18 protein-coding genes and 1 pseudogene are annotated in these 26,235 nt (G+C 59.9%); 15 read left to right on the top strand and 4 right to left on the bottom strand.

What is annotated here, in order from left to right; all coding sequences use genetic code 11:
* Positions 1–15 precede the first annotated feature (15 nt).
* The 15 genes and pseudogenes from tssB (at position 16) to AO356_RS12215 (ending at position 18,224) form a co-directional block, all read left to right on the top strand.
* Entirely contained in the window at positions 16–519 is a 504-nt protein-coding gene (tssB, locus tag AO356_RS12145) for a type VI secretion system contractile sheath small subunit (protein ID WP_060739992.1), read from the top strand.
* Between the two features lie 25 nt (positions 520–544).
* The gene (tssC, locus tag AO356_RS12150) at positions 545–2,020 is read left to right on the top strand and encodes a type VI secretion system contractile sheath large subunit (protein WP_060739993.1); all 1,476 of its coding nucleotides are present in this window, start codon (positions 545–547) and stop codon (positions 2,018–2,020) included.
* A 6-nt stretch (positions 2,021–2,026) separates the two neighbouring features.
* Positions 2,027–2,440, top strand: coding sequence for a type VI secretion system baseplate subunit TssE (gene tssE / locus AO356_RS12155; protein ID WP_060739994.1), 414 nt, complete (start codon positions 2,027–2,029; stop codon positions 2,438–2,440).
* The gene (gene tssF / locus AO356_RS12160; protein WP_060739995.1) at positions 2,440–4,227 is read left to right on the top strand and encodes a type VI secretion system baseplate subunit TssF; all 1,788 of its coding nucleotides are present in this window, start codon (positions 2,440–2,442) and stop codon (positions 4,225–4,227) included. The genes tssE and tssF overlap by 1 nt, the downstream gene beginning before the upstream one ends.
* A complete protein-coding gene (gene tssG / locus AO356_RS12165) occupies positions 4,191–5,195 on the top strand; it encodes a type VI secretion system baseplate subunit TssG (protein WP_060739996.1) in 1,005 nt (334 codons plus the stop codon). The genes tssF and tssG overlap by 37 nt, the downstream gene beginning before the upstream one ends.
* An 11-nt stretch (positions 5,196–5,206) precedes the next feature.
* Positions 5,207–7,792: a type VI secretion system ATPase TssH gene (gene tssH / locus AO356_RS12170; protein ID WP_060739997.1), complete on the top strand. Its 2,586-nt coding sequence runs from the start codon at positions 5,207–5,209 to the stop codon at positions 7,790–7,792.
* A gap of 10 nt (positions 7,793–7,802) precedes the next feature.
* Positions 7,803–9,320, top strand: coding sequence for a sigma-54 interaction domain-containing protein (locus AO356_RS12175; protein ID WP_060739998.1), 1,518 nt, complete (start codon positions 7,803–7,805; stop codon positions 9,318–9,320).
* 62 nt (positions 9,321–9,382) lie between these two features.
* Complete coding sequence (locus tag AO356_RS33040) at positions 9,383–9,523, top strand: hypothetical protein (protein ID WP_060739999.1); 141 nt, start codon at positions 9,383–9,385, stop codon at positions 9,521–9,523.
* A gap of 20 nt (positions 9,524–9,543) precedes the next feature.
* Positions 9,544–10,323: pseudogene (gene tagH / locus AO356_RS12185) on the top strand (type VI secretion system-associated FHA domain protein TagH); the annotation flags it as partial.
* 59 nt (positions 10,324–10,382) lie between these two features.
* Positions 10,383–10,886, top strand: a complete 504-nt coding sequence (gene tssJ, locus AO356_RS12190) for a type VI secretion system lipoprotein TssJ (RefSeq protein WP_060740001.1) — start codon at positions 10,383–10,385, stop codon at positions 10,884–10,886.
* On the top strand, positions 10,883–12,214 hold the full coding sequence (gene tssK, locus AO356_RS12195) for a type VI secretion system baseplate subunit TssK (protein ID WP_060740002.1): 1,332 nt from the start codon (positions 10,883–10,885) through the stop codon (positions 12,212–12,214). The genes tssJ and tssK overlap by 4 nt, the downstream gene beginning before the upstream one ends.
* A gap of 5 nt (positions 12,215–12,219) precedes the next feature.
* Positions 12,220–13,083: a type IVB secretion system protein IcmH/DotU gene (gene icmH / locus AO356_RS12200; protein WP_060740003.1), complete on the top strand. Its 864-nt coding sequence runs from the start codon at positions 12,220–12,222 to the stop codon at positions 13,081–13,083.
* 13 nt (positions 13,084–13,096) lie between these two features.
* The gene (gene tssM, locus AO356_RS12205; protein ID WP_060740004.1) at positions 13,097–16,570 is read left to right on the top strand and encodes a type VI secretion system membrane subunit TssM; all 3,474 of its coding nucleotides are present in this window, start codon (positions 13,097–13,099) and stop codon (positions 16,568–16,570) included.
* Positions 16,567–17,295 (top strand): PP2C family protein-serine/threonine phosphatase, encoded by a 729-nt coding sequence (locus AO356_RS12210; RefSeq protein ID WP_060740005.1) that lies wholly within the window; start codon positions 16,567–16,569, stop codon positions 17,293–17,295. Before tssM ends, AO356_RS12210 begins: the two co-directional genes overlap by 4 nt.
* Complete coding sequence (locus AO356_RS12215; RefSeq protein ID WP_060740006.1) at positions 17,292–18,224, top strand: serine/threonine-protein kinase; 933 nt, start codon at positions 17,292–17,294, stop codon at positions 18,222–18,224. Before AO356_RS12210 ends, AO356_RS12215 begins: the two co-directional genes overlap by 4 nt.
* A 528-nt stretch (positions 18,225–18,752) precedes the next feature.
* Here the strand turns inward: AO356_RS12215 and AO356_RS12220 are convergent.
* The 4 genes from AO356_RS12220 to AO356_RS12235 all read right to left on the bottom strand — a co-directional run bounded on the left by AO356_RS12220 (position 18,753) and on the right by AO356_RS12235 (position 26,165).
* Complete coding sequence (locus tag AO356_RS12220) at positions 18,753–19,958, bottom strand: hypothetical protein (RefSeq protein ID WP_060740007.1); 1,206 nt, start codon at positions 19,956–19,958, stop codon at positions 18,753–18,755.
* A gap of 181 nt (positions 19,959–20,139) precedes the next feature.
* Positions 20,140–21,156 (bottom strand): hypothetical protein, encoded by a 1,017-nt coding sequence (locus AO356_RS12225; RefSeq protein WP_060740008.1) that lies wholly within the window; start codon positions 21,154–21,156, stop codon positions 20,140–20,142.
* Positions 21,157–21,284: 128 nt separating this feature from the next.
* Positions 21,285–21,755, bottom strand: a complete 471-nt coding sequence (locus tag AO356_RS12230; protein WP_060740009.1) for a hypothetical protein — start codon at positions 21,753–21,755, stop codon at positions 21,285–21,287.
* Positions 21,756–26,165 (bottom strand): RHS repeat-associated core domain-containing protein, encoded by a 4,410-nt coding sequence (locus AO356_RS12235; protein ID WP_237140812.1) that lies wholly within the window; start codon positions 26,163–26,165, stop codon positions 21,756–21,758.
* Positions 26,166–26,235 lie beyond the last annotated feature (70 nt).

Here is a 26,235-nt window from a genome sequence, read left to right on the forward strand (position 1 = left end):
TGTAAGGAGAAAGTCATGGCCAAAGAAGGCTCGGTCGCCCCTAAGGAACGCATCAACGTCACCTTCAAACCCGCCACCGGCGGTGCTCGGGAGGACATTGAACTGCCGTTGAAATTGTTGGCGCTCGGTGATTACACCCACCGCAAGGACGAACGCAAGGTCGAGGATCGCAAGCCGATTGGCATCGACAAAATGACCTTCGACGAAGTGCTGGCCAAGCAAGCGCTGAGCCTGACCCTGAGCGTACCGAATCGTCTCCAGGCACAGGACGGTACTGAGGAATTGGCGGTACAGCTGCGCTTGAACTCGATGAAAGACTTCAACCCGGCGAGCCTGGTCGAGCAAGTACCGGAACTCAGCAAACTGATGGCGTTGCGCGACGCGTTGGTGGCGCTCAAGGGCCCATTGGGCAACGCGCCGGCGTTTCGTAAAGCCATCGAAGGCGTACTCGCCAATGACGATTCCCGCCGTCGCGTCCTGGATGAGCTGGGTCTGGATACCACCGCGAAGAGCGCTTGATTCTTTCAGCCAAGGAAGCCGAAACATGAGTACCCATGCAGTACAGCAGCAGAGCCAGGACAACGCGGATTACAGCATTCTGGAACGCATCATCGCCCAGACCCGCCTGACCCCGGACGATGAGGCCTACGACATTGCCAAGCGCGGTGTATCCGCGTTCATCGAAGAGTTGCTCAAACCGCAAAACAGCGGCGAACCGGTCAAGAAAGCCATGGTTGATCGCATGATCGCCGAAATCGACGCCAAGCTCAGTCGCCAGATGGACGAAATCCTCCACCACCCGCAATTCCAGGCGTTGGAGTCGGCCTGGCGCGGCTTGCAGTTGCTGGTGGACCGCACTGACTTCCGTGAAAACATCAAGATAGAAATGCTCAACGTGTCCAAGGACGATTTGCTGGACGACTTCGAGGACTCGCCGGAAGTCATGCAATCGGGCCTGTACAAGCATATCTACACCGCAGAGTACGGCCAGTTCGGTGGACAGCCGGTGGGTGCGGTTATCGCCAACTACTTCATGTCCCCAAGCTCGCCGGACGTGAAATTGATGCAGTACGTGTCCAGTGTCGCCTGCATGTCCCATGCACCATTCATCGCCGCGGCCGGTCCGAAATTCTTTGGCTTGGAGAGCTTCACCGGACTGCCGGACCTCAAGGACCTGAAAGACCATTTCGAAGGCCCGCAATTCGCCAAGTGGCAGAGCTTCCGTCAATCGGAAGACGCCCGTTATTTCGGCCTCACCGTACCGCGCTTCCTGTTGCGCAACCCATACGACCCCCAAGAGAACCCGGTCAAGTCGTTCATCTACAAGGAAACCGTTGCCAACAGCCACGAGCACTACCTGTGGGGCAACACGGCGTATGCGTTCGGTACGAGGCTGACCGACAGCTTCGCCAAATTCCGCTGGTGCCCGAACATCGTCGGTCCCCAAAGCGGTGGCGCGGTCGAAGACCTGCCGTTGCACCACTTCGAAAGCATGGGCGAAATCGAAACCAAGATCCCGACCGAAGTGCTGGTGTCCGACCGTCGCGAATACGAATTGGCCGAGGAAGGCTTCATCTCCCTGACCATGCGCAAAGGCAGTGACAATGCCGCGTTCTTTTCCGCCAGCTCCGTGCAGAAACCGAAGTTCTTCGGTAACAGTGCCGAGGACAAGCATGCCGAGCTGAACTACAAACTCGGCACCCAGTTGCCGTACATGATGATCGTCAATCGCCTGGCTCATTATCTGAAGGTGCTGCAGCGCGAGCAATTGGGATCCTGGAAAGAGCGTACGGACCTGGAGCGTGAGCTCAACAACTGGATCCGCCAGTACGTGGCCGACCAGGAGAACCCGAGTGCCGAAGTCCGTGGCCGCCGTCCATTGCGTGCGGCGAAGGTCATTGTCAGTGACGTGGACGGTGAGCCGGGCTGGTACCGCGTTGGCCTCAACGTTCGGCCTCACTTCAAGTACATGGGCGCCGATTTCACGCTGTCGTTGGTTGGCAAATTGGACAAGGCGTAAGCACTCATGACTTACGGCAGCCTTTTCGAGCGCCTGGCCGGTGATTCCAAAAAGCGCGCGGGTTTGAGCCGCGAGGTCTGCATCGTCACATCCGTGGCTGCGCATCTGGCCAAGATGCTCAGCACCCGGGCGGGTAGCGTGCAGACGCTCGTGGATTACGGGCTGCCGGACCTCAATGACATGCGCTTGAGCCTGCACGACGCGAGGAGCCAGGCCCGCATGGCGATCGAGACCTTTATCAAGGCCTACGAGCCACGTCTGCGCAATGTCTGTGTCGTTTCAATGCCGAGTAACGCCGATCAGCTTCGCCTGTCCTTGCGCATCGACGCCTTGCTGGATGTGGAGGGGATCAAGCGGCAGGTCAGTTTTTCCGCGTGCCTGGACGGCAGCGGTCAGGTCAAGGTCAAGGATAGCCCCTGATGTCGTTCAATCATTACTACCAGAGCGAGCTGACGGCGCTCCGCCAACTGGGTCGACGTTTCGCCGAGCGTAACCCGGCGTTGGCTCCCTTCCTGGGACAGGCCGGACGGGATCCGGATGTAGAACGGCTGCTGGAGGGGTTTGCATTTCTGACCGGGCGACTGCGCCAGAAGCTCGATGACCAGTTGCCGGAGCTGAGCCATTCGCTGATGCAGCTGTTGTGGCCGAACTACATGCGGCCATTGCCAGCCTTCGGCATTTTACAGTTCGATCCGCTGCAGCGATCCGGCCCGGCGCTGCGGGTCGAGCGCGATACGCCGGTCGAAAGCAAGCCTGTCCAGCAGGTGCGTTGTCGTTTCCTGACGTGTTACCCCACGCAAGTCCTGGCGCTTGATCTGACTCGGTTGAGTTACTCCGTGAAAGGGGAGGGGTCGCTGTTGAGCCTGCATCTGGAGATGTGTTGCGACGGTCATTTAGGCGAGCTGCAACTGAGCCGTTTGCGCCTGCACTTGACCGGCGAGCGTTACATCAGCCAGATGCTCTATCTCAGCCTGTTACGTAATCTCGAGGTTATCGAGCTGATCCCGCTGGACGGCACTGGTGTGGCCCTGCGGGCTGCGGATGGCAGTCCAATGACATTCAGGCTCCCCGCCGACCGTGTTCAGCCGGTAGGGTTTGCCGAAGAGGAAGCGCTGGTCCCGTATCCTCTGAATACCTTTCGCGGCTATCGCTACCTGCAAGAATATTTCGCTTTCCAGGACAAGTTCCTGTTCGTCGACATCGATGGCCTGGACGTGATCAACGCCCTGCCGCACGGCAACATCGAACAGATACGTGGCCTGGAGCTGCGCTTCGATATTGGCAAAAGTGGTATCCAGCGGATGCGCCCGACGCTGGATAACATAAAGCTGTACTGCACGCCGATCGTCAATCTGTTCAAGCATGACGCCCAGCCGATCCGCCTGGACGGCAAACAGGATGAGTACCTGCTGTTGCCGGCCGATTACGACCAGGCGCACTGCGGCGTGTTTTCGGTCGAAAGCGTCACTGGCTGGAGCCCCGGAGGCCTGGGTTATCAGGCTTATGTGCCGTTCGAGTCTTTCGAGCACGATTCAAGCTTCGATGTGCCCCACAGCCGCCCCTACTACAGCGTTCGTCAGCGACCTTCGTTGTTGCACGGCGGTCTGGACACTTGCCTGGGCTTTGGTGTCCGACACACTCACCCGCATGAAACCCTGTCCATCGAGTTGATGTGCACCAACCGGAACTTGCCGCGCCAGCTCAAGCCGGGTGACATCGACCAACCCGGCGAAAAAAGCCCCGAGGGGCTGAGTTTCCGCAACATCGGCCCCGTCACGCCAAGCTTCGCGCCGCCACTCAATCACGACTTCCTCTGGAAGCTGATCAGCAACATGTCGCTCAACTACCTGTCACTGGCAGACGTCAATGCGCTCAAGGTGATTCTCGAAAGTTACGATTTTCCGCGTTACCACGACGAGCAGGCAGAGAAAGTCAGCAAGCGTTTGCTGGAGGGGCTCAAGTCGATCCGGCACCAACACGTCGACCGCCTGCACCGGGGCTTGCCGGTGCGTGGCTTGCGCACCGAACTGATCGTCGACCCGCAGGGTTACATCGGCGAGGGCGACCTGTTCGTCTTCGCCTCGGTCCTCAACGAGTTCTTCGCGTTGTATGCCAGCCTCAATTCGTACCACGAGCTGCGGGTGAACAGCACACAGGGAGAGGTGTACCAATGGACACCCCGCATGGGCCAACAGCCGCTTCTCTGAGCGTGCTGACACGAGGAATACGCGAGTACTCGTTATTCCAGGCTGTGTTGCTGGTCATTGATCGGCTACGCGAGGCTCACCCTGGCCTGGATGATGACGCGCTGTACGACCAGTTGGAATTCCAGGCCAATCCAAGCCTGGGGTTCCCGGCCAGCGACATTGATCGCGTGGAGTTTTTCGAAGAACACGGCCAGGTGCGGGCGCGTCTGTGCTTGAACCTGATCGGACTGGTGGGGGCGGGGTCGCCGCTGCCGGCGTTCTATGGTGAGCAGGCCCTGGGGGATGAAAAGGACAACCCGACACGGGACTTCCTCGACGTCTTTCACCATCGTCTCCAACGGCTGATGTTGCCGATCTGGCGCAAGTACCGTTACTGCGCAAGTTTTCAGAGCGGTGCCCGAGATCCGTTTTCCGAACAGTTGTACGCGTTGATCGGTTTGGGGGGCGAAGAGATTCGCAAGGCCAGCCAACTGAACTGGAAACGTCTGCTGCCATACCTGGGCTTGCTGAGCCTGCGTGCCCATTCGGCGGCGCTGATCGAAGCCGTACTGCGTTATTACTTCAAGCACGCCGAACTGAACCTCGAACAGTGCATCGAGCGGCATGTGGACATCCTTGAGGAACAGCGCAATCGCCTGGGAGGCGCCAATAGCCTGCTCAGCCAGGACCTGGTGCTCGGTGAGCGGGTGCGAGACCGCAGCGGCAAGTTCCGGATCCATGTCTGCGAGCTGGACTGGCAGCGTTTCCACGAATTCTTGCCCATCGGAAGCGGTTACCAGCCGTTGTGCTCGCTGGTGCGATTCACCCTGCGTGATCCCCTTGAATATGACATTCGCCTGGTCCTGCGCCAGCAGGAGATTCGTCAGCTGTGCATCGGTGAACAGAACACCTGCCGCCTGGGATGGACCAGTTGGCTGGGACACGAGCGCGCCGATGGGATGGTGACCCTTGGCAGCAAAATTCATTAGGAATGGATGACATGATCAACGTAGACCTTCAACAATTGATCCAGGCGTTGGACGCCGAAACCAGGCGTGATCTGGAGCGCGCGGCCGAGCAATGCGTGGCCCGTGGCGCAGACAAGGTCCTGGTGGAGGACTTGATGCTGGGCTTGTTGGAGCGTCCGCAGGGGCTGCTCGCGCGTGCCTTGCAGGATGCCCAGGTCAGTGCCGGCGAACTGGGCGCGGCCCTGCAACCGCGGATGGGGCACAGTGCTTCGCGCAACCCGGTATTTGCCCCGGAACTGGTGCAGTGGTTGCAGGATGCGCTGCTGGTGGCCAATCTCGAGCTCGGCCGCGGCCAGGTCGGACAAGCCGCGTTGATCCTGGCGTTGCTGCGCAATCCGCTCCGCTACGCCGGGAGTGCTTACCTGGCGCTGCTGACCCGACTGAATGTCGATCGGCTGAAAGCGTTCGCCTTGTCGCAACAGGCTCAACCGGTTGCCGACCAGCCCACCACGCCGGACGACTCCCTGCTGGCGCGCTTTACCCATGACCTGACCCGACAGGCCCGCGAAGGCCAACTCGACCCGGTGCTGTGTCGCGATGACGAAATCAGGCAGATGATCGATATTCTCGTTCGTCGCCGCAAAAACAATCCAATCGTGGTCGGTGAAGCAGGGGTGGGCAAGACCGCCATCGTCGAGGGGTTGGCGTTGCGCATCGTCGCCGGGAACGTACCCCCGGCGCTTGAGGGCGTTGAACTGCTTTCGCTGGATATGGGACTGCTGCAGGCCGGTGCCAGCATCAAAGGGGAATTCGAGCGTCGTCTCAAGGGGGTGGTCGACGAGGTCAAGGCTTCGTCCAAATCCATCATCCTGTTCATCGACGAGGCCCATACCTTGATCGGCGGGGGTAACAACGCCGGGGGTGCCGATGCGGCGAACCTGCTCAAGCCAGCCTTGGCCCGGGGCGAGCTGCGTACGATCGCGGCCACCACCTGGACCGAGTATAAAAAATACTTTGAAAAAGACCCGGCCCTGGCCCGTCGTTTCCAACCGGTGCAATTGCACGAGCCGACCGTCAGCGAGGCGGTGACCATCCTGCGTGGCCTGGCCCGAATCTACGAGAACAGCCACGGCATCTACCTGCGTGATGATGCGGTGGTCGCGGCGGCGCAATTATCGGCCTGCTACCTGGCCGGTCGTCAGTTGCCGGACAAGGCCGTGGACGTGCTCGACACCGCCTGCGCTCGCGTGCGTATCAGCCTGGCCGCTGCCCCGCAAAGCCTGGAGCGATTGCGCGGCGAGCTGGCCGAAGGCGAGTGCCAACGCCGGGCGCTGCGGCGTGATGCCGAGGCGGGCCTATCCATTGACCTTCAGGCGCTGGAAACGTTGGAGGCAGGTCTGGCGGCCATCGAAGACGAGTGCCAAACGCTGGAAATCCAATGGACCGAGCAACGTATCCTCGCGGAGCGTTTGCTGTCGCTGCGTCAGCAATTGGCCAGGGCACGGGAAAGCGCAGTGGATCAAGACCTCAGTATTGAAGCCCTGGAAGCAGCGGTGGAGCAAACATACGGCTCGCTGGTGGCTGCGCAAACCCAGGAGCGTCTGGTCAGCTTCGAAGTTTGCCCGCGACTGATAGCCGAGGTGATCAACGCGTGGACCGGGGTACCGCTGGCGCAATTGGCACGCGAGCACAATCTGAAAGTCGCCAGTTTCGCCACGGACCTGCGTGCGCGCATTCGTGGTCAGGAACCGGCTGTGCAGGCCCTTGATCGTGCGATGCGCGCCGCCGCCGCGGGCTTGAACAAACCCGATGCCCCGGTGGGCGTATTTCTGTTGGTAGGCCCCAGTGGCGTTGGCAAGACCGAAACGGCACATGCCCTCGCCGACCTGCTCTATGGCGGTGAGCGTTTCATCACCACGATCAACATGGCCGAGTTTCAGGAGAAACATACCGTTTCCCGGCTGATCGGCGCGCCGCCGGGCTACGTCGGTTTTGGCGAAGGTGGCATGCTCACCGAAGCCGTGCGGCAAAAGCCCTATAGCGTGGTGTTGCTCGATGAGGTCGAAAAAGCCGATCCCGATGTGTTGAACCTGTTCTACCAGATCTTCGACAAGGGCCTGGCCAACGATGGGGAAGGGCGGGAGATTGATTTTCGCAACACCCTGATTCTGATGACGTCGAACCTGGGCAGTGAACGTATCGACGCACTGTGCGAAAACGGCGCACAACCGAGTGCCGAGCGCCTTGAAGAATCCATTCGCCCGATCCTCAGCGAGCATTTCAAGCCAGCGCTGCTGGCCCGTATGTGCGTGGTCCCGTATTACCCGGTCAGCGGGCCGGTGTTGCGTGAGCTGGTGGAAATCAAACTCGACCGCCTGGGCGAGCGGTTGCGTCGTCGGCAGTTGGGCTTCAGTTATTGCGGGCATCTGGTGAGCCATCTGGTCGAGCGCTGCAGTCGCAATGACCGTGGTGCGCGGCTGATTGACCAACTGCTCGACCAGCACCTGATGCCGCTGGTGGCCGACCGCTTGCTCGCGGCCATGGCCGGTGGCGAACCGCTACGGCATGTACACGCGGTGCTCGAGGGTGAAGCCCGCGTCGCGTGCGAGTTCTCCTGAGGTGGGCGCCATGTTCAAGACGCTCTCGCAGCCGCTGGACTATGCCGAAGCACTCTTGGCGCAGTTCTTCAGCCTCTCGCGTTTGGCGGACGGTGCGGTGTTGGTGGGGGATTTCCTTCAGGGCGTGGCGCGGCTCAGCGGCTGTGAGCTGGTGCAGTTGTACGTGCTCGATGCCACCGGTACCCGCCTGGAAATGAACACCGAATGCCTGGAAGGCCAGTTGCAGTTTCGTGACCCGCAAAGCCTGCCTTCCGATTATCGCGCTGAGCAATTGCTGCAGTTTTCCCTGGGCCAGAACCGTGTGGTGTGTCTCGGCGCGTTGGGCGACAGTGTGCACGAAACCCGCTTCCTGCCAGCCCGGGCCACACCCTGGCAGTCACTGCTGTGTGTACCCCTGGTCGACCCGCAGGGTCGTGTCGGGGGCCTATTGCTGTGTGCCAGCGATCAGCATCTCGACCTGCATGGGGTTGCTGAATCCCTAGGACAGCTCGGGGCTTTTGCCCTTGGCCAGATGCATCTGCTGCAGCGCCTGCAGCGCCCTGTCGACGAGCCCGTATCCGTTACCTCAAGCCTGCCGAGTGGCATCAGCTATGGCCTGATCGGCAAGAGCGTGGCGATGCGCAAGACGTGCTCATTGATCAGTAAAGTGCTGCACAGTCCCTATACCGTCTTGCTGCGGGGTGAGACCGGCACCGGCAAGGAGGTGGTGGCCCGGGCCCTCCATGACCACGGCCCGCGTCGATCCAAGGCGTTTATCGTGCAGAACTGTGCGGCGGTTCCCGAGAATCTGCTGGAGAGCGAGCTGTTCGGCTATCGCAAGGGTGCGTTCACCGGTGCCGATCGGGACCGTGCCGGGCTGTTCGACGCGGCCAACGGTGGCACGCTGTTGCTCGATGAAATTGGCGACATGCCGCTGTCCCTGCAAGCCAAGTTGCTACGCGTGTTGCAGGAAGGCGAAATTCGTCCGTTGGGGTCCAACGACACTCATCACGTCGACGTGCGCATCGTTGCCGCCACTCACCGCGACCTTAAGCAGTTGATGGAGGAGGGCAAGTTCCGCGAAGACCTGTATTACCGCCTGGCACAATTTCCGATCCAGTTACCGGCGTTGTGTCAGCGCGATGGCGACATCATTGAACTGGCGCGGCATTTTGCCGAGAAGGCTTGCGCGCTCCTGCAGCGTGATCCTGTGCGTTGGTCAGAGGCAGCGCTCGATCACCTGGCTGCCTACGGTTTCCCGGGCAACGTCCGTGAACTCAAGAGTGTCGTGGAAAGGGCAGTGCTCCTGTGCGAGAGCGGCGAACTGCTCATCGAGCATTTTGCGCTGCACATCGAGCCCCCCTCCGAGCGCGGCCGCATCAATCTGCGTGAGCGAATGGAACAGATCGAACGAGGTTTGTTGATCGATTGCCTGCGCGAGCATTCGGGTAACAAGACCCGCGCCGCCCGCGAACTCGGCCTGCCGCTGCGCACATTGATCTATCGCCTTGCGCGCCTGAACGTCCAGCGCAGTGATTTCAATGATTGACCCTGTCCTCGCCCTATTCGCAGCCGTTCCAGCCCGATCCTTTCATTCCTGGAGACTTTTCGATGCCTGTCTTTTCCTGGCGAGCAGTCCTGTTGATGGTTCTCGTGTCACTCACCCTGGGCGGTTGCAACGCCAATTACACATTCAACGACAGTGGTTATCGCCCTTTGGGTGATCCACAGGCGGTTAATCGCGGCAAGTGATCCCAAGGAGCCTTTGATAGATGGAACTTGTTTTCGAAATGCTGAACGCCAACCAGTTCGTCCCGTCACGGCTGTGCCAAAAGACCTTTGGGCCGGCCGGCGGCGTGATTGGGCGGGGCGAGGGCTGCCACTGGGTCATCCATGACCGCGAGCGCCTGCTGTCCAAGCGTCATGCGCAGGTCAGTTTCCGTGACGGTGTGTTTTTCCTGACCGACACCAGTGGCAACGGTACGACTCATCGCCAAAGCGGCGCGCGTCTGCCCAAGGGCGAACCGGTACGGATACAGGACGGAGATGCCTACATCATGGGCGATTTCGAGGTCCTCGCACGGCTGGTCTCCAGGCCGGCGGGCCAGCTTGCCGAAGCGAGCCGTTCGATGCCGGTCGACAGCCTCATTCCGGATGACGCCTTTCTGGAACTCGACCCGCTGAAGGCGCTGGATCAGCAGGAGCGGGCCGTTTTGGACGTCGATGAACTGATAAATCCCGCTGTCGTGCCGCCGGATGCCCTTGGGCGACCGGATTATGCGCGTATCGACATGGAAAACCTGCCCTGGCCGGAGCTGGTCGAAGCCCCCCTTGAACCGGGCCCGCCCGCCGACGTTATCGATCACCCTCACGAAGGCTTTTGGCAGCGCTTCGGTACCGCCCTGGGCATGGATCTCGAAAGCCTGGATGGCGAGGCCCGTGAGGCCCTGGCGATCAACGCCGCGCTGCTGCTCAAGCAAAGCATCCAGGGTTTGCAACAGAGCCTGCGTACTCGCTCGGAATTGAACAGCGAATGGCGTCAGGCCCAGACCTATGAAGAACGGGTTCGCTTGATTGCCGGCCTGCAAATCGACCACCACGGATGATGTCCATGCCGCACTGCACGATGCACTTATCCAAGATTTTGCCGGCGTTCGCCACGACCCTGCTGCTGGCCGGTTGCTCCGCGTTGTCGCCCTTTTCGACGATGACCAAGCTCAACCTCACCCTGACGGCCAGTGATCGACTCAACCCCGACCTCAATGGACGACCATCGCCCGTGGTGGTGCGGTTGTTCGAACTCAAGCACCCCGTGGCTTATGAAAACGCAGATTTCTTCAGCCTCTATGAGCGCGCGAGGGAAACACTGGCCCCTGATCTGGTTTCCAGCGAGGAGCTGGAACTGCGCCCAGGCGAAACCGTCGAGCTCAGGCTCGCTATCAGCGGGAATGGCCGTTACGTGGGCGTACTCGTGGCGTACCGTGACCTGCCACACGCTCGCTGGCGCTACACACTGCCGGTGGCGACGACGCAGTTGACTGAAGCGAACCTGACACTCGACGAAAATGGGATCGCCAACACGCTTGAGCGGCTGGCCAAGGTGGATGACCGATGAATCACGATAAGGTCATCTGGCAGGAAGGCATGCTGTTGCGCCCACAACATCTGCAACACAACGATCGCTACTTCGACCACCAGTTGAAGGTTCGCACTCGGTTGCTGGCCAGCTACGCCTGGGGATTCCTGGCGCTGGAGATCGATCTGCAATTCCTCAACATGGGGCAACTGGTGGTCAGCCAGGCCAGTGGGGTCCTGCCGGACGGCAGTCTGTTCGAGTTGGGCGGCAACGCCGAGCCGCTGGCCTTGGAAGTACCATCCAATACCCGCAACACACCGATCTACCTCGCGCTGCCATTGGTGACCGGCAATCACATCGAGTCCCGTCGTCCGGAACAGTCTGATGTATTGGCACGCTACACCCTCTACGACGCGCAAGTGACCGACTCCAACGCCGGGGATGCCGGTGCAAGCCAGATCAGTTGCGGCCGCCCGGACCTGCGCCTGCTGTTGGGCGAACAGCAGAGTGACCATGCGTTTGTGAAGCTCAAACTCTGCGAGGTGCTCGATACCACGGCCGATGGCGTCATCAGGCTGGATCCGAACTTTGTGCCGACCTTCATCCAGGCCCGCTCCTCCCATTATTTGCTGGCGTGCCTCAAGGAGATCATCGGCATGCTTGCCCATCGGGGCGATAGCCTGGCCGAGCGAGTCCGCTTCAATGGCAAGGCCGGTGGTGCGCAAGTCGGCGATTTCATGATGCTGCAACTGATCAACCGCAGCGAACTGTTGCTGCGTCATTACCTGGACCTGGAGCAGGTACACCCCGAAACACTGTACCGAGCGCTGCTGGCCTTGCTGGGTGACTTGGCAACGTTCTCCAGTGACAGCAAGCGCCCGCCGCTCAACAACCGCTACCGGCACAGTGACCAAGGCGCGTGTTTTCGAACCCTGATGCAAGCGATCCGCCAGGTTCTATCGATGGTGCTCGAGCAACACGCTATCGAGCTGCAACTGCAGCGGCGCCAATACGGAATCATTGTCTCGCCGGTGCAGGATCTGTCACTGCTGGACACCGCTTCATTCGTACTGGCGGCAAGTGCCCACTGTGACGGCGAAGAACTGCGCCATCGATTGCCTGCACACCTCAAGGTCGGTTCGGTGGAACGCATTCGCCAGTTGGTCAACCTGCATCTGCCCGGCATCAAGATCAGGCCTTTGCCCGTGGCCCCTCGGCAGATTGCATTCCATGCCAACAAAACCTATTTCATTCTCGAGCCCAACGCCGAAGACCTGGCGCAACTGAAGCGCTCCGCAGGTTTTGCGTTCCATGTCAGCGGTGATTTCGCCGAGCTTGAACTGAATTTCTGGGCCATCAGGAACTGAACCAAATGGATAAGGAAAGTCCTCAGGACGAAAAAACGGTCCTGCTCGACCACCATGGACAACGCCCTGTTTCAGGGCCCTTGACCGACGCTGCCGCGCCACCGCGTTTCGAACAGTTGCAAGAGCGAATGATCTACGCCGCGCACCTGCCGCAGCCACAGATATTCACGGTCAGCCTCAATCCGCTGGTGGCGGCGGCGTCCGGATTGCTGTCGCACATGGTGCAGCTCAAGCACGGTCGCGAACGCGAGGACCTGCACGCCCTTAAAGGTGAGCTGAAGCGGGGCCTGGAGCAGTTCGAAGCCTGTGCCTTGCAGGGCGGTGTTGAAAACAGTCAGCTGATCGCCGCGCGTTACGTGTTGTGCACGGTGATCGATGAGGCGATTGTCACCACGCCGTGGGGCCACGGAGGTGGTTGGTCACAGATAAGCCTGCTCAGCACCTTCCACAATGAAACCTTCGGCGGCGAGAAAGTCTTTCAATTGCTCGAGCGCTTGTCAAAGAGCCCCATCAAGCACCTGCCGATGCTTGAGTTGCTGTACCTGTGCCTGTCCCTGGGTTTCGAGGGTAAATACCGGATTCAGACCCGCGGGATGCTCGAACTCGAAAGACTGCGCGACGCCCTGTATCGGCTGATTCTCCAGACCCGCGGCGACACCCCGCGTGAACTGTCGCCTCACTGGGAAGGCTTCGACGGTGCGCGACGTCGTCCGGTGCGCATTGTCCCGACCTGGACGGTGGCGGTGTTCACGCTGGCCTGCCTGGGGGTGATGTATGCGAGTTTCGCCTGGGTATTGGACGAGCAACGCAAAAGCGTATTGAAACCTTATCAACTGTCAGAACCGGTCGCTGCTCAGCCGCTACCGTAAACAGGGACGTGTCATGAAATTGCTTTTCAGGAAAGCCGGCGCCTGGGTGCGCCAGACCTGGGTTTGGACGCTGCTGCTGGTGCTAGGTGTCACGCTGTTGGTGTGGTTCGCCGGGCCATTCGTGGCCGTCAATGAGTACAAGTTCTGGGCGAGTCCGACGGCGCGATTGCTGACCGCCAGCGTGCTGGCGCTGGGCTGGGGCCTGGGCATGGTTTTCGTCAATGAGCGTGCCGCTTCCAACACCAACGCCCAACAAAACGTCCCCGATCAGACTCGCGCCCTGCACCAAGCCAGGATCGACGATGAGCGGCGCGAAGTGCGCTCGCGCTTCAAGCAAGCCTTGACCAGGTCAAGGTCCTCGAACCTTTATGCCGGTCGCAGCGATTTGCCCTGGTACCTGCTGATAGGCCCGCCTGCCAGCGGCAAGACCCGTCTGCTGGAGTGCTCGGGCCTGGAGTTTCCTCTCAACAGGCTAGATCGCAGCCCTGTCAGCGACGCATCTGGCACTCGGTATTGCGATTGGTATTTTGCCGAGTACGCCGTGCTGGTCGATACCGCCGGGCGCTACCTGACTCAGGCGGACAGTGAGGTCGACGGCCGTGGCTGGGCCGTATTGCTCGAACTGTTGCGCAAGCGTCGCCGCAGTCGTCCGTTGGGCGGTGTACTGGTGACGGTGCCGGCCGAGTTGCTGTTGCGGGGCAGTGAGGACGAAGTGACCACGCTGGCCCGTCAGATTCGTGGTCGCCTGCAGGAGCTGCAACAGCGACTGCACATCGATGTCCCGATTTACCTGGTCTTGAGCAAAGCGGACAGCGTGCCCGGTTTCGATGAGTTCTTTGATTCGCTGACGCGTGAGGAAAACGACCAGGTGCTGGGGGCGAGTTTCAGCCGGGACCCACGCGGCAGTGACATCACCGTGTTACGTGCCGAGTTCGAGGCGCTGCTGCAGCGGCTCAATAGCCAAATGATCATGCGCATGCATCAGGAGCGCGACACGCTACGCCGTAGCCGTATGCTTGATTTCCCTCATCACCTTGGCCAGCTCGGCACCAGCCTGTGCCTGCTGGTCGAACAGGTGTTCGGCGGTAACGTCGGAACGTTGCGTGGTTTCTATTTGACCTGCGCATCGTCGCCGGACCGCACGGCAACCCCGACCGCCGAACCTGGCTACGCGGGGTTGGGAGTCAGCCATACCGCACCTGGCCGGCGCTCGCGGTTCATTCATCACTTGCTCAGCCGGGTGATCTTTCCGGAAGCTGATTTGAGCGACCTCGTTCAACGCGAACGCCGCCGTATCCATTGGAGGCAGCGGGCCCTATACCTTGGAGCGCTGGCAGTCGTTGGTCTGTGCGGGTTGTTGTGGGCGAAGGGTTTTTCAACCAACCACGAGCGCCTGGACAGCTTGCGTACGCTGGCGCAACGCTGGGACCAGCAGCAATCGACCCAGATGAACGCTGATGACTGGAGCGCGCTGCTTGAATCACTGGATACGCGTTTGGAGGCCACTCGGGTTTTCCCACCCTACAGTGCGGTGCCGTTGCATGAGCGTGTCGGCTTGTATCAGGGGGAAGCGATCAAGGCTGCGGTGATCGACGCTTACGAGCGTGAGCTTCAGGCGCAACTGCTACCGAAGATTGCGCAGAGGCTGGAAGAACATGTCCGCAACAGCCGGGCTGACCGCGAGCAACTGCTCAACAGCCTGCGTGCGTACTTGATGCTGGGCCTCAAAGAGCGTCGCGATATCGCCTGGCTCAAGGATCGGGTGGCCAACGACGAATCGCTTCGTTACCCCGGCAACACGGCGCGACAAGAGCGCTTGAATGCCCACTTCGCGCGCCTGTTGGAGCTGCCCTTCATCCATGAGCTCAACGAGCCGCTGGTGGCCCAGGCTCGGGAGGCGCTTCGCCGTGAGTCCTTGGCCGCCGTGGTGTACAGGATGCTGCACGAACAGGCCAATCATCTGCCGCTCTACCGACTCAGCCAACACCTGGGTTCACAAGGTGCGCTGCTGGTTGGCACCGACCGTATGATCCCCGGTTTCTACACCCGCCAGGGTTACGAACGCTACTTTTCGGTCCAGGGCGTGGCCCTGGTCACCGAATTGCTGCGGGACAACTGGGTATTGGGTGAAGGCGATGGCCTCAGCGGCATGGACATGCGGCGCCTGATGGTCGAACTGGAACAGCTGTATTTTCGTGATTATGCCGACCACTGGAGCGAAGCCGTCGGTCAGGTCGGCCTGCAAACCATCAGCCATCCGGGTGAGGGCGCCGAGCAACTCGCGGGCCTGACCTCGGCACATTCGCCGATTCTGCGGCTGCTGGTACAAGTGCGCGAGAACACTCGACTCCAGGGGGGTGCCGAGCAGCTCGACGATCTGGCGCCAGCGGTCGGGAAGGGTGGACAAGCCGTGACAAAGCTCGTCGCCGTAGCTGGGAAAACCGCTGCGTCTCTGACCGAGCATCTGCCGGACACCGCGCAAAAATCCCTGCGACGGCGTTTCGAACCGCTGCATCGTCTTCTGGATAGGGATGGCGGCCCCACGGCTGATCTGCTCCAGGCCTTGCGGGCCCTTGATGAGGTGCAATTGCAACTGGCGAACCTGGCTCGGGCCAGTGCACCGGAACAAGCGGCGTTCGAACTGGCCAGGCACCGCATGGGCGGGCAGCGCGATGCGCTGAGCAGCCTGCGCGACGCCTCTGCTCGGCTTCCGCGTCCGGTCAAGGCATGGTTCAACGTGCTGGCCGAGGATAGCTGGCGCTTGGTGCTCAACGACTCGTACCGCTACCTGAACCAGCGTTATCAAAGCGAGCTGTACAGTTTTTACGGCAAGGCGATCAACAAGCGGTATCCGTTCAGCGCCCACAGTGCCAGCGACGTCGCGCTCAACGACTTCCGGGAGTTTTTCAAGGAGCAGGGCATCGTCGATCGATTCTTCGAACATTACATGCAGCCCTTCGTCAGTGGCCCTGCGGGACACTATCGCTTGCGTAGTATCGACGGCCAGAGCTTGCCGATGTCTCGGGTCTATCTTGATCAGATGGCGACAGCGCATACCATCCGCCGGAGCTTTTTCGCCGAAAACCCGACCGAGCCGCAAGTGCAGTTCAAGCTTGAACCGTACACCCTGGATCCGGCGGTGAGCCGTGCTGAATTCCGCTTTGGCGACCAGACGCTTGAGTACCGCCACGGTCCGATCCTGCCGGTGGCATTTACCTGGCCAACCGACGCGCAGAACGGTCGGACCGCCCTGGTGCTGGATAAAATGATCGGTCGTGGCGTCGGCATTGAGAAGAATACCGGGCCGTGGTCGCTGTTTCGTTTGTTCGACCTGATGCAGAGCGAATACCTGACCGGGCGCGATGTCCGTGTATTGAAGGCGGACCTGGGTGGCCTGCGCGCCAATTACTTACTGACGAGCCAGCGCACGCCGAACCCTTTCGACATGAGCGTGCTGCGCACATTTCGCCTGCCGGTGCAGCTTTGAAACAGGAGCCCGGCCCCTGGCGCAGCGCCGCGCGCACGGACCCTGGCAAGACCCGGGCACGTAACGAGGATGCCTTTCTCGACTGCCCGCGACAGGGAGTGTGGGCGGTCGCCGATGGCATGGGCGGCCATTCGGGCGGCGACATCGCCAGCCAGTTGATCGTTGCCAACCTGACGACACTGCCCTTGTACCAGGACTTGGATGAGCGTTCGAAAGCGGTGCGCCAATGCCTGCGCTGGACCAACCGCCGGTTGAGCCAGGAGCTTACCGTCACCGAAGATCATCCCGGCATTACCGGCAGCACGGTGGTGGCGCTGTTGCTGGAAGGGAACCGTGGGGTCTGCATCTGGGCGGGCGACAGCCGTTGTTACCTGTGGCGCGGTCGTCGGTTGTACCAATTGACCAAGGATCACTCACTGCAACAGCAACTGATCGACACGCAACACATCAGCCGCGATGAAGCCGGTGCCCATCCTGCGGCCAAGGCATTGACGCGCGCGGTGGGCGCCGCAGCAGAACTGACGTTGGAGGTGCTGGAGCTGGATGTTCACCCGGGCGACACATTTTTGCTGTGCAGTGACGGTCTGTACCAAGGCCTTGGTGCGCAAGCCCTTGGCAATGCCTTGGGCCTGGCATCGCCACCTAGGGTGTTGGAGCAGCTTTTCGATGACGTCTTGCGTGGCCCGGCGCGGGATAACCTGACGGCCGTAGTGATCCGACCGTGAATGAAGAGGCTGGTCATCCCACGTATTTCGCCTTCGCCAACGCGGCACCCGTTGTGAAATCCAACCCGAGTAGCGCCAGCGAAGTACCGGACATACTCGCAGGGCGCTATCGCCTCGAACGCTTGCTTGGGGCCGGCGGCATGGGCGTGGTTTACCGTGCGCGGGACCTGTTGCACGAACAATACGCCGATCCCGATCCGTACCTTGCGCTGAAGATGCTCAGTGAGGCATTCGATGAGTCAGCCGATGGGAGTGCGCTGCTCTACAGCGAGTTCGCCCTGACGCGGCGATTGCACCACCCGAATATTTTGCGTCCGTACACCTTCGAGGTGGATGCCGGCCAACGGCGAGCGTTCATCACCATGGAGCTGATGCGCGGCTTGACCCTGGACCAACTGCTTTGCGAACGGCCCCTGGGGCTGCCTTGGCCTGAACTGAAGGCGATCGCCGTGCCGCTGCTCGATGCTTTGGCGTACGCCCACAGCCGTGGCGTGCTGCACGGAGACATGAAGCCGAGCAACGTCATGTTGAGCGAGGAAGGCCTGCGTCTGTTCGATTTCGGCTTGGGCCTGGCCGAGGAAGGCCCCTCGCAGCACCTGCCGAACCTGAACCGTGAGCGCCTCAACGCTTGGACGCCAGGTTACGCGGCACCTGAATTGCTTGAAGGTGCACGCCTGTCAGCGGGTGCCGATGTCTATGGTGTGGCTTGCGTGCTGTATGAACTGGCGAGCGGCCAACACCCGTTCCGACGGTTACCCGCCACCCAGGCTCGCGATGCCCGGTTGGAGCGCGGGCTCAAGGCACCGCGCCACCTGCCCAGGCGTTGCTGGCCGGCGCTGCGAATGGCGTTGGCGCTTGATCCGGGGCAGCGGCGTATTGGTGCGGCTCAGTTGCGTGATGCCTTGGGTGATGTTTCGTCTTGGTGGTGACATTCCCCTGTGGGAGTGAGCTTGTCTGACCCGGTGATGTTGAAGGTGCCGCCGTCATCGCGAGCAAGCTCGCTCCCACAGTTTTTTCCGAGTTGTTCATAGGCATTGCGTTCACGCAAATCCCCTGTGGGAGCGAGCTTGCTCGCGATGACGGCAGTACATTACACACCTAAGTCCGGCCCTTCTCGATCTGAGGGTGTACGCGATCCGTGGCCAGAGATCGCTCCCGCTGGGTGGCGCAGCCGACGTAAACCGGCTGATGCGGTTTTTCCGGAGAAATGCGTCAGCCTGTTTTGGGGCGGCTTCGCCGCCCAGCGGGAGCAAGCTCCCTCGCCACAGGGTTGGTGGTGTTGCGGCTATCGTGGGTCGGCGTTATCCAGTACTCAGTTTGCCAGCAATGAATTAACTTTTCTGGAACAGCTAAGCGCGATCAATAAAGAAGCGTCGAGACAGTGCTGTCCCGACGCTTCATAGTTTCTTCGTCTACGCCGGTAAATAACGATGGATACGCGGCGTTCTTTAATTGCATTATTTATCAACGGAAGGTCTGGTTACGTTGTATTGCCTTATGCCCTTCCCAGCACCATCAAATGTATCTTGGAGATCGGCAAGTTTATTACTTGCCTTTTCTTTTTCTTTTGGACTGGCTCCGCTTCGCAAAATTGCTTGTTCTTGTTCCATCTGGAGTTTTGCGTTTTTCAGCGAGGCATCCCGGGCTTCAGCCTGGGTTTCCAATATTTTGACGCACCAATCCGAGAATTTTTTCTGGCCCTCATTCGGGTCTGGCAATAAAAGAGCCGACATGCACAATTGCTGTTCATCATCGGCAAGCACAACGTTATTCACAATCCCTTCGACTGTTTTTGCTATTTGTTGTATGTGGGCGTCTGATCGTTGGCTACCCATGCCAGTGGTTTCTATTTTTACCTTTATTTCCCCGTCTGCAATGACGCCTTTTGTATCGGCTATTGCGCTGTCGATAACGGTTCTATCGTCTTTCAGGTTTTTGATTTTTTCCGCCAGGTCCGATGCGGTTTGATCCATTTCCGACGTATCAGCCTTGGCGTCCGCTTTTTTTGCGTCACTGATTTTTTTGTCTACGGCCGTCTTCTCTGTTTCCAGGGCAGAAATTCTATCGCTGACCTTTTCTCTCTCTGCTCTTTGTTCGGAAAGTGATTTTGTCGCTTCGGCCCGCCCACTGGTCGTGAGGGCTATTGGAGGGGCCTTCACCGTTCCTGTCAGTTGCTCAATCGCCAAAAGGGCCACTGTATTTTTTTGGAAGCGCCTCATGAGAAGGTCATATTGAGCGGCGCTTATCGCGCCAGACATGTAGCTCTCACACAAGCGATAGCCGAAATCACGGAGCAACTGGATGCTTTGTGTGCGTATGCCTGTGAATGCGGCTCCATCCTGCATGGCGAAAGCCAATTCACCGCTTGCCTTACCTGGATACCCCCCTTTTGCCGCCAACTCATAAGCAAGGGAGGCCATTGCATCGGGGCTGGGTTCTGCACAGACAAACACCCCGTTCTTTTTGTGCTCCTCCGAAACGAGCTTTCCGGTGGTGTCGTATTTTCTGGTTACGTTCTCATTGGGGGCTACCAGTATGGCTCTCTGTCGAATATCGCTCAGGGAGCTTTCCCCACGAGAAACATCAAAAGTTCGGTAGATGCTGTTCAGGTTGGCGCAGCCGGCGATAGACATAATGATGAAAGCTAATAAGGTCCCCTTCATGGCGCATGGCTCCCTTTGCTTGGCGATGATGGCACTCTGGTATAGCTCATGGAGTCGATGTCCGCGACTGAGCCGAGCAAAAGAATGTTGGGAGACCAAGCCAAAGCGCTTTTTTTTTCGGCAAGCGGGGGCGGCTTCGCCACCCAGCGGGAGCAAGCTCCCTCGCCACGGGGATTTGTGCTTAGCCTGCGTGGCTGTACAAGATGTTGTAGAACGAGGTGTGCTCATCGTTGATCAAGGCAAGATCCTGCCCCGTGGGAATTTTTTCGAACAGCGCTTTGTCGACCCCCATCCGACGCCGGATGATCACTTCCAGCAATTGGCCGAACAACGCTTCATCACGGACGTGTTTTTTCAGTTTTAGAACGTCGCGAGGTTTGTCTTTCAGGATGTGAAAGGCGTAATTCATCACAACCATATTGGAGACGAACAGGTTTGCCGTTGACTGAAGCGGATTGACCGCATCGATCAACGCATCAAATATTTTTTTCGGGTCCTGAGCGTACGTGAGCAGAAATACATCGGGGTACATAAGCTCGCTGTGGCGATCATTGATCGCGAAGCGGTAATGAGTCTCGTCGGGCTCGGTGAGTAATCTGACGGTGCTTGTTTGAAAGGTTTTCAACGTCCTGAGCAGTTCATGCTCTTTCCTGCTGTCGGCCTTGATCGTTTTGTAGACCCGATCAATCACATCCAGAAAAGCCACGGGCCCCAGCCCGTCGGTCGCCATCATCAGTTGATTACCTTCGATGCTGAACCGGCGATAAGCCTCGTCATCAATGCTCAATTCGAAAAGCAGGAACCTGAGCATGTAGTTCCTCAGGTGCGCGTCCGCATCCAGGGCGCTGTTCTTCAAGCTGATCAGTTGGATCAGGTAGAAGAAAATAAAGTACTGCTTGTTGGTTCGTTGACGGTTGTCGATTTCAAGCAGGTAGCCAAAACGTGACAGGACCAGCAGCAGGGCGTAGCAGTCGGGTTCCGTGAAGCCGTTCTTCAACATGGCTTTTTCGAAAGCGCTGACGGAAAACAAATCATGCCAGCGGCTAACGCTGAAGGGCGCGCCATTGCGTTTTCTGGCGACAGCGGTCAGCAGCGCAGGCTCGTCTTCTTCGTAAAAAACAGCACCCAACGCCTTCGGATACGGCCGGACGTTCAGGAAGTTTTCAAGCTTGTATGAGAGCAGATCGAGTACATCCATTGCTTTAAGCCTGCCGTCTCGTATTGCGAGGTAGATATTCGTTGCTGTATTTGGCCTTGTGCTTGTTGCGGTATGTAGGTTGTGCTTCTTTCCAGGTGTATGTCAGAGGGATAGTTTGATGGTTTATGTTATTGCGGTTTATGAAGCCAGGAAGAAAAATCGGATATGTAAATTTCATCCAGCGTTAGCGTCGACGGTATGTTTTCGATGCTGTCAGCTATCTCGTCATAAGGTGTTGGCAAGACGTAGCAGAAGCCGAAATCCTCGTTGAGGATTATGACGCCATTAAATATACGCTGGCGTTCAGTCAGCTTTTTTATTTGGTCAAAACGCATCCCTGTAGAAAGTGTGTTTTGATAAAGCCCTGTGTATCGCGCGTTGCAGCCGATTGAAAAAATTGTTCCGTCAGGAAGGGTCGAGAGAGTGAGCGTACTATCGATTACGTACGCTGTTCTTGTTTCGCCGTCAGGTAGCGTGTAGCTCTTTATCTCGACTTTATGATGCTCATAGAGCTCATTCATGTAGGTCGAGATATTGTCTTGCAATAAGATGTTCGCAATTGAATGCTTGGATTTTATGTCGGCTGCAAAATCAATCATTTAAATTCCACCGTTCATTAGCGTGCCGTTTACGTAGACGGGTGAGTCTTTTATAAGGTCATAATTTTTAAAGTCACCATGTCCAATCCTACCGAATACAACATCTTCACCGGATTTATTGACTTTATAGACCTTCCAGTAATCATTGCCATGAATGTTGGGTTGGGTAGGGCTGCCGCCTGGATGGTAGTCAAGCTTGTAGGTGGCCCCGGATTTTGTACTGCGCACATACTGGACGTGCTGAATCGCATCCGGTCTGCCGGCTTGTGGATAGGTTTTGGTCCATCCTCGCGATGTCAGGTAGCCGTCGACGTCAGCAGGTTTTTTCCCGGTTAGTTTTCCAGTCCATCGCTGGGTTATCGTATTTTTTCTGGCAAAGCCTTTGGCCGAGGTACAGCTCAGTCCTAGTGGGTCGGCATACCCTGCGGGATTCGGCGCATAAGCATAGAAATTAATTCCCCCCGCCAACCCAATCGGATCCGGCGTAGTAAACCGCCCGACATCCGGATCATAAAACCTGAACGTATTGAAATGCAGCCCGGTTTCCCGGTCCAGGTACTGCCCCTGGAACCGCAAATTCTGCTCTTCGATGTAATACGGCTCGCGCACCTCTTCCAGCGTGTTGCCCCAAACCCGATACGTGGCCTGCCAAACGTTGTGCCCGTCGGCTTCGGTGAGTTGTTCCGGCAGGCCGTTGAGGTCGTTGTGGTAGTAGCGGATCTTTTGCAGCGGGCCGCTTCCATCGACGCGGGCCAGGGGTTCGTAGCCGTCGTCTTCGTAGAGGTAGAGGCTGGTTTGCTGGTGGCGGTGTTCCTGCAACAGGCGCAGGCCGTCCCAGGTGAAACGGGTTTCGCCCAGCGGGTAACCGTGGTTGTCGTGTTCGGTTTTTTCGATGCGCCGGCCCAGCGGGTCGTAGGCCATGTTGACCACGCTGCCGTCGTCGTTGCGCACCTCGATCAAGCGGCTTTCGGCGTCATAGGTGAAGTGTTGCACGCCGAGTTTGGCGCTGCGTTTTTCGATCATCCGGCCGAAGGCGTCGTAGCGGTAGCGCTTGTCCTGGTAGGTCAGCAGTTTGTTGTGCACCACCAGCCCGGCGCCGGGGGCCGGGCCGTCCAGCAGGTTGGCGGCGGCGTCGTAGGTGAAGGTCTCGCGTTGGCCGTGCAGGCTGTCCTGGCTGGCGATGATGCGGCCTGTGGCGTCGTAGTGCAGTAGCTGGCGCTGTTGCGTGGTGGGTTGCTGGTCGAGTTTGCCGATCAGGTTGTTGGCGGGGTCGTACTCGAAGTGTTGTTGCACCGCCGCCGGCAGCAGCGAGGGTTGGCTGCTGTGGCGGCGTTGACGCGTGCGCAGGCGGCCGCTGCGGTCGTATTCGCTGCGGGTGCTGATCTGGCCTTGGGTGCGCAGCACTTCGCGGTGCAGGCGGTCGCGTTCGAAGTCGCTGATGACCTGGCCGTCGAGGTTGATCTGGTGCAGGTGGCCGCTGCCGTAGTACAGGCGGTTGACCCAACGGCCGTCGGGCAGTTGACTCTGGATCCGGTTGCCGAGTTCGTCATAGCGGTGTTGCAGGCTGCCGGCGGCGCTGTTTTCGGCGAGCAACTGGCCGAGGGCGTCGTAGGCGAAGCTCAGGGTCTGGGCGTTGCCCTGCAGGTCGGTGAAGGTGACGGCGGTGAGTTGGTCCAGCGGGTCGTAACTGTATTCAGTGCGGCCATCGTCGGTGACTTTGGCGATCAGTCGGCCCGCGGCGTCGCGTTCCAGGCGATGGACGATGGTCGCCGGCGGTGTTTCGGGAATAATCGCCAGGCCCGTGCCGTAAGGCGCGGGAATCGCCGTCACCGCCGCGACGTTGTCGAGGCGGTCGTAGTCGTAGCGTTTGGCGCTGCCGTCCAGGTCCTGTTGTTCGGCCAACCGATCCCCTGCATCCCAGGCAAACCGGTAGCTTTCGCCATTCTCGTTGGTCAGCGCTTGCAGCCGGCCGAAGCTGTCGTAGACAAACTGCACCTGCCGGCCCTGGGCGTCGGTGCGTTGGCGGACCTGGCCGCGGCGGTTGTGTTGGTAGAGCGTGGTGTGCCCGGCCGGGTCGGTGTAGCCGGTGAGCTGGCCGGCGGTGTCGCGTTGGTAACGTTCGGTGCGGCCGTCCGGCAACTGGCTGCCGAGCAAACGCCCCTGGGCGTCGTAGCTGAATTGGGTGCGCTCGCCGAGGGCGTCGGTGATGGTCTGCAAATAACCGCGGGCGTCGTAGCTGAAGCGTGTCGGGTAACCCGAGCAATCGACGTGTTCCACCAATTGGCCGAACGGGTTCCAGCGCAGTTTTTTGCTTTTGCCGGTGGCGTCGATGATTTCCACGACCTGGCCGTGGGCGTCGTGGCGGTAGCGGGTGACGTGGCCCAGCGGGTCGATTTCCGCGGTGCAGTTGCCGCGTTGATCGTAGCGGTATTTCCAGCTGTGGCCGGCGGGGTTGGTGTCCACCAGTGGCAAGGCCCAGTGTTCGAGCCAGAGGGTGGATTCGCTGCGGCCCAACGGGTCGGTTTCGCTGAGCAGGTTGCCGGCTTCGTCGTAGCTGAATGAGTACTGGCCGCCTTGTGGATCGGTGGCGCTGAGCAACTGGCGTTCGTCGTTCCATTCGAACAGCCAGGTCTGGCCGAGGTTGTCGGTGTAGTGGGTGATCTGGTGCTGGCTGTTCCACTGCCGGGTGCTGACGCGTTGCAGGCTGTCGCTGATGCGGGTGGTGCCGGCCTCAAGGTCATAGTCGAACTGGTAGGCGTCGCCTTCGTCGGTCCAGTGCCGGACCACGCGCCATTCCTGGTCGTCGATCAGGGCCCATTCGTAGAAGCAGTGCAGGCCGGTGGGCAACTGGTGCTCGACCATCCGTTGCCCGGCGTCGTAGCGGAAGCGCCGTTGTACCTGGCCGCTGGCGTCGCGCACTTCGGCGAGGGTGTTGGCCGCGTCGTAGGCGTAGCTGACCAGCACCTCCCGCGTTTGGTCGGGGTAGAGGCGCTCGATGTGGGTGACGCGTTCGCCTGCGCGGATCAGCTCGACGTGCACCAAGTCGAAGGTGTCGCGCAGCCGCACCAGGCGTCCGGCGTCGTCGTAGTCGAGGTGGATGCGGTTGTCGTTGCGGTCGCCCAGTTGGTTCAGGCGCAGGTGTGAGGGGTTGGCGGGTGAAGGTTCGAACAAACGGTACAGGCCGTCTTCGCTTTCGATCAGCAATTGCCCGTTCACGTGGCGGCGCACGGCCAGGCCTTCGCCGGCGCTGAACACCGCGCCGCCCAGCGGGATGGAGCCCATGTCGATGGGCCGGCCCTGTTCGTCGGTGTAGACCAGGGTTTCGCCGCCCTCGGGGTGGGGCTGGATTTCCACCTGCACTTCGTAGGCGACGCTCCAGCCGGCGCCGAACAAACTGTCGCGGCGTTCGTCGCGGCTGTTGTAGATGCGCTGCCAGTCAATCGGCAGGATGCCGGGCAAGACGAAATCCAGGTCCTCGTCAGCGCCCAGCACCTTGGCCCCGGTGGCGGCATGCACCGGGTTCGACGAACCCATGGCCGCGTTGGCGGCCGCGTTCGCTGCGCTGCTGGCGGCCATGGACACCGCGCCGCCCACCAGCATGCACGGCAGTTTGCTGAAGAACTTGCCCTTGCCGCCCTTGAGCATCAGCAGTGCGGTGACCGCCAGGCCCACGCCCGGGGTCTTGCCGCTGCGAATCTCGCGCACCACCACCGAGCCGCCGCCAATGGTCACGTCAGGGGAAATCAGCCCGGCCGACACCACCGTCGCATCGCAGGTGCTGCGGTCGCCGCTGCGCACGGCGGGCTGGCCGTTGATGGTGACCTTCTCCGAACCTTCGGCCATGAACTGCGGAGGCATGGGTGGGTGCTTGGTGCAGATCACCAGGTCTTCCGGGCGGGTCTCCGTACCGGGGGCGGGCGAGGCGACAGTGGGGCGCCACATTTGCGAGAAGAAACTCCCGGCCATGTCCAGGTAACTGGGTTCTTCTTCCGGCTCGGGCATTTCCAGTTCGGTGCCGGCCGGCGCCACATGGGAAACCACCGCGCCGGCGGCCCGGGCCGAGGGGATGTTGTTGGTGAAGGTGTCCTTGGAGCCGGTGAGGATGTTGGCCTGCACCGTGGGCGGAAAGAGGGCGTTGCCGATGCCCTCGCATAAATTGCTCAGGCCTTTGTCGGCCCCGGTCTTGCTCATGGCCAGGCCGACGATGGTGCCCACCACCAGGCCCAGGACGAAGCAGCCCAGGCCGCCGGTGACCACGGTGATGCCCGTGGCCGCGACCACGGCGGCGGTCGCCAGGGCGGTGATCGCAATGTTGGCCGCCACCTCCAATACACCGCCCAGGATGTCGGCCATCATCGAGGTGTGGTTGAGTGCATCGCCCAGGCGGGCGGCCCAGAGCGCGTCAGACATGCACGTTGCTCAGGCGGGTAGGGTGGTTGGGGAGCGTGTGTTCAAGCAGTTGGATGCCTTCCATTGCATC

Source organism: Pseudomonas fluorescens, assembly GCF_001307275.1.
Lineage (GTDB): Bacteria > Pseudomonadota > Gammaproteobacteria > Pseudomonadales > Pseudomonadaceae > Aquipseudomonas > Aquipseudomonas fluorescens_AA.

Bases quoted from the DNA above. Each gene is read 5' to 3' on its own strand.
- tssB (WP_060739992.1), top strand. From the start codon at position 16: ATGGCCAAAGAAGGCTCGGTCGCCCCTAAGGAACGCATCAACGTCACC.
- tssC (WP_060739993.1), top strand. From the start codon at position 545: ATGAGTACCCATGCAGTACAGCAGCAGAGCCAGGACAACGCGGATTAC.
- tssE (WP_060739994.1), top strand. From the start codon at position 2,027: ATGACTTACGGCAGCCTTTTCGAGCGCCTGGCCGGTGATTCCAAAAAG.
- tssF (WP_060739995.1), top strand. From the start codon at position 2,440: ATGTCGTTCAATCATTACTACCAGAGCGAGCTGACGGCGCTCCGCCAA.
- tssG (WP_060739996.1), top strand. From the start codon at position 4,191: ATGGACACCCCGCATGGGCCAACAGCCGCTTCTCTGAGCGTGCTGACA.
- tssH (WP_060739997.1), top strand. From the start codon at position 5,207: ATGATCAACGTAGACCTTCAACAATTGATCCAGGCGTTGGACGCCGAA.
- AO356_RS12175 (WP_060739998.1), top strand. From the start codon at position 7,803: ATGTTCAAGACGCTCTCGCAGCCGCTGGACTATGCCGAAGCACTCTTG.
- AO356_RS33040 (WP_060739999.1), top strand. From the start codon at position 9,383: ATGCCTGTCTTTTCCTGGCGAGCAGTCCTGTTGATGGTTCTCGTGTCA.
- tssJ (WP_060740001.1), top strand. From the start codon at position 10,383: ATGCCGCACTGCACGATGCACTTATCCAAGATTTTGCCGGCGTTCGCC.
- tssK (WP_060740002.1), top strand. From the start codon at position 10,883: ATGAATCACGATAAGGTCATCTGGCAGGAAGGCATGCTGTTGCGCCCA.
- icmH (WP_060740003.1), top strand. From the start codon at position 12,220: ATGGATAAGGAAAGTCCTCAGGACGAAAAAACGGTCCTGCTCGACCAC.
- tssM (WP_060740004.1), top strand. From the start codon at position 13,097: ATGAAATTGCTTTTCAGGAAAGCCGGCGCCTGGGTGCGCCAGACCTGG.
- AO356_RS12220 (WP_060740007.1), bottom strand. From the start codon at position 19,958: ATGAAGGGGACCTTATTAGCTTTCATCATTATGTCTATCGCCGGCTGC.
- AO356_RS12225 (WP_060740008.1), bottom strand. From the start codon at position 21,156: ATGGATGTACTCGATCTGCTCTCATACAAGCTTGAAAACTTCCTGAAC.
- AO356_RS12230 (WP_060740009.1), bottom strand. From the start codon at position 21,755: ATGATTGATTTTGCAGCCGACATAAAATCCAAGCATTCAATTGCGAAC.
- AO356_RS12235 (WP_237140812.1), bottom strand. From the start codon at position 26,165: ATGTCTGACGCGCTCTGGGCCGCCCGCCTGGGCGATGCACTCAACCAC.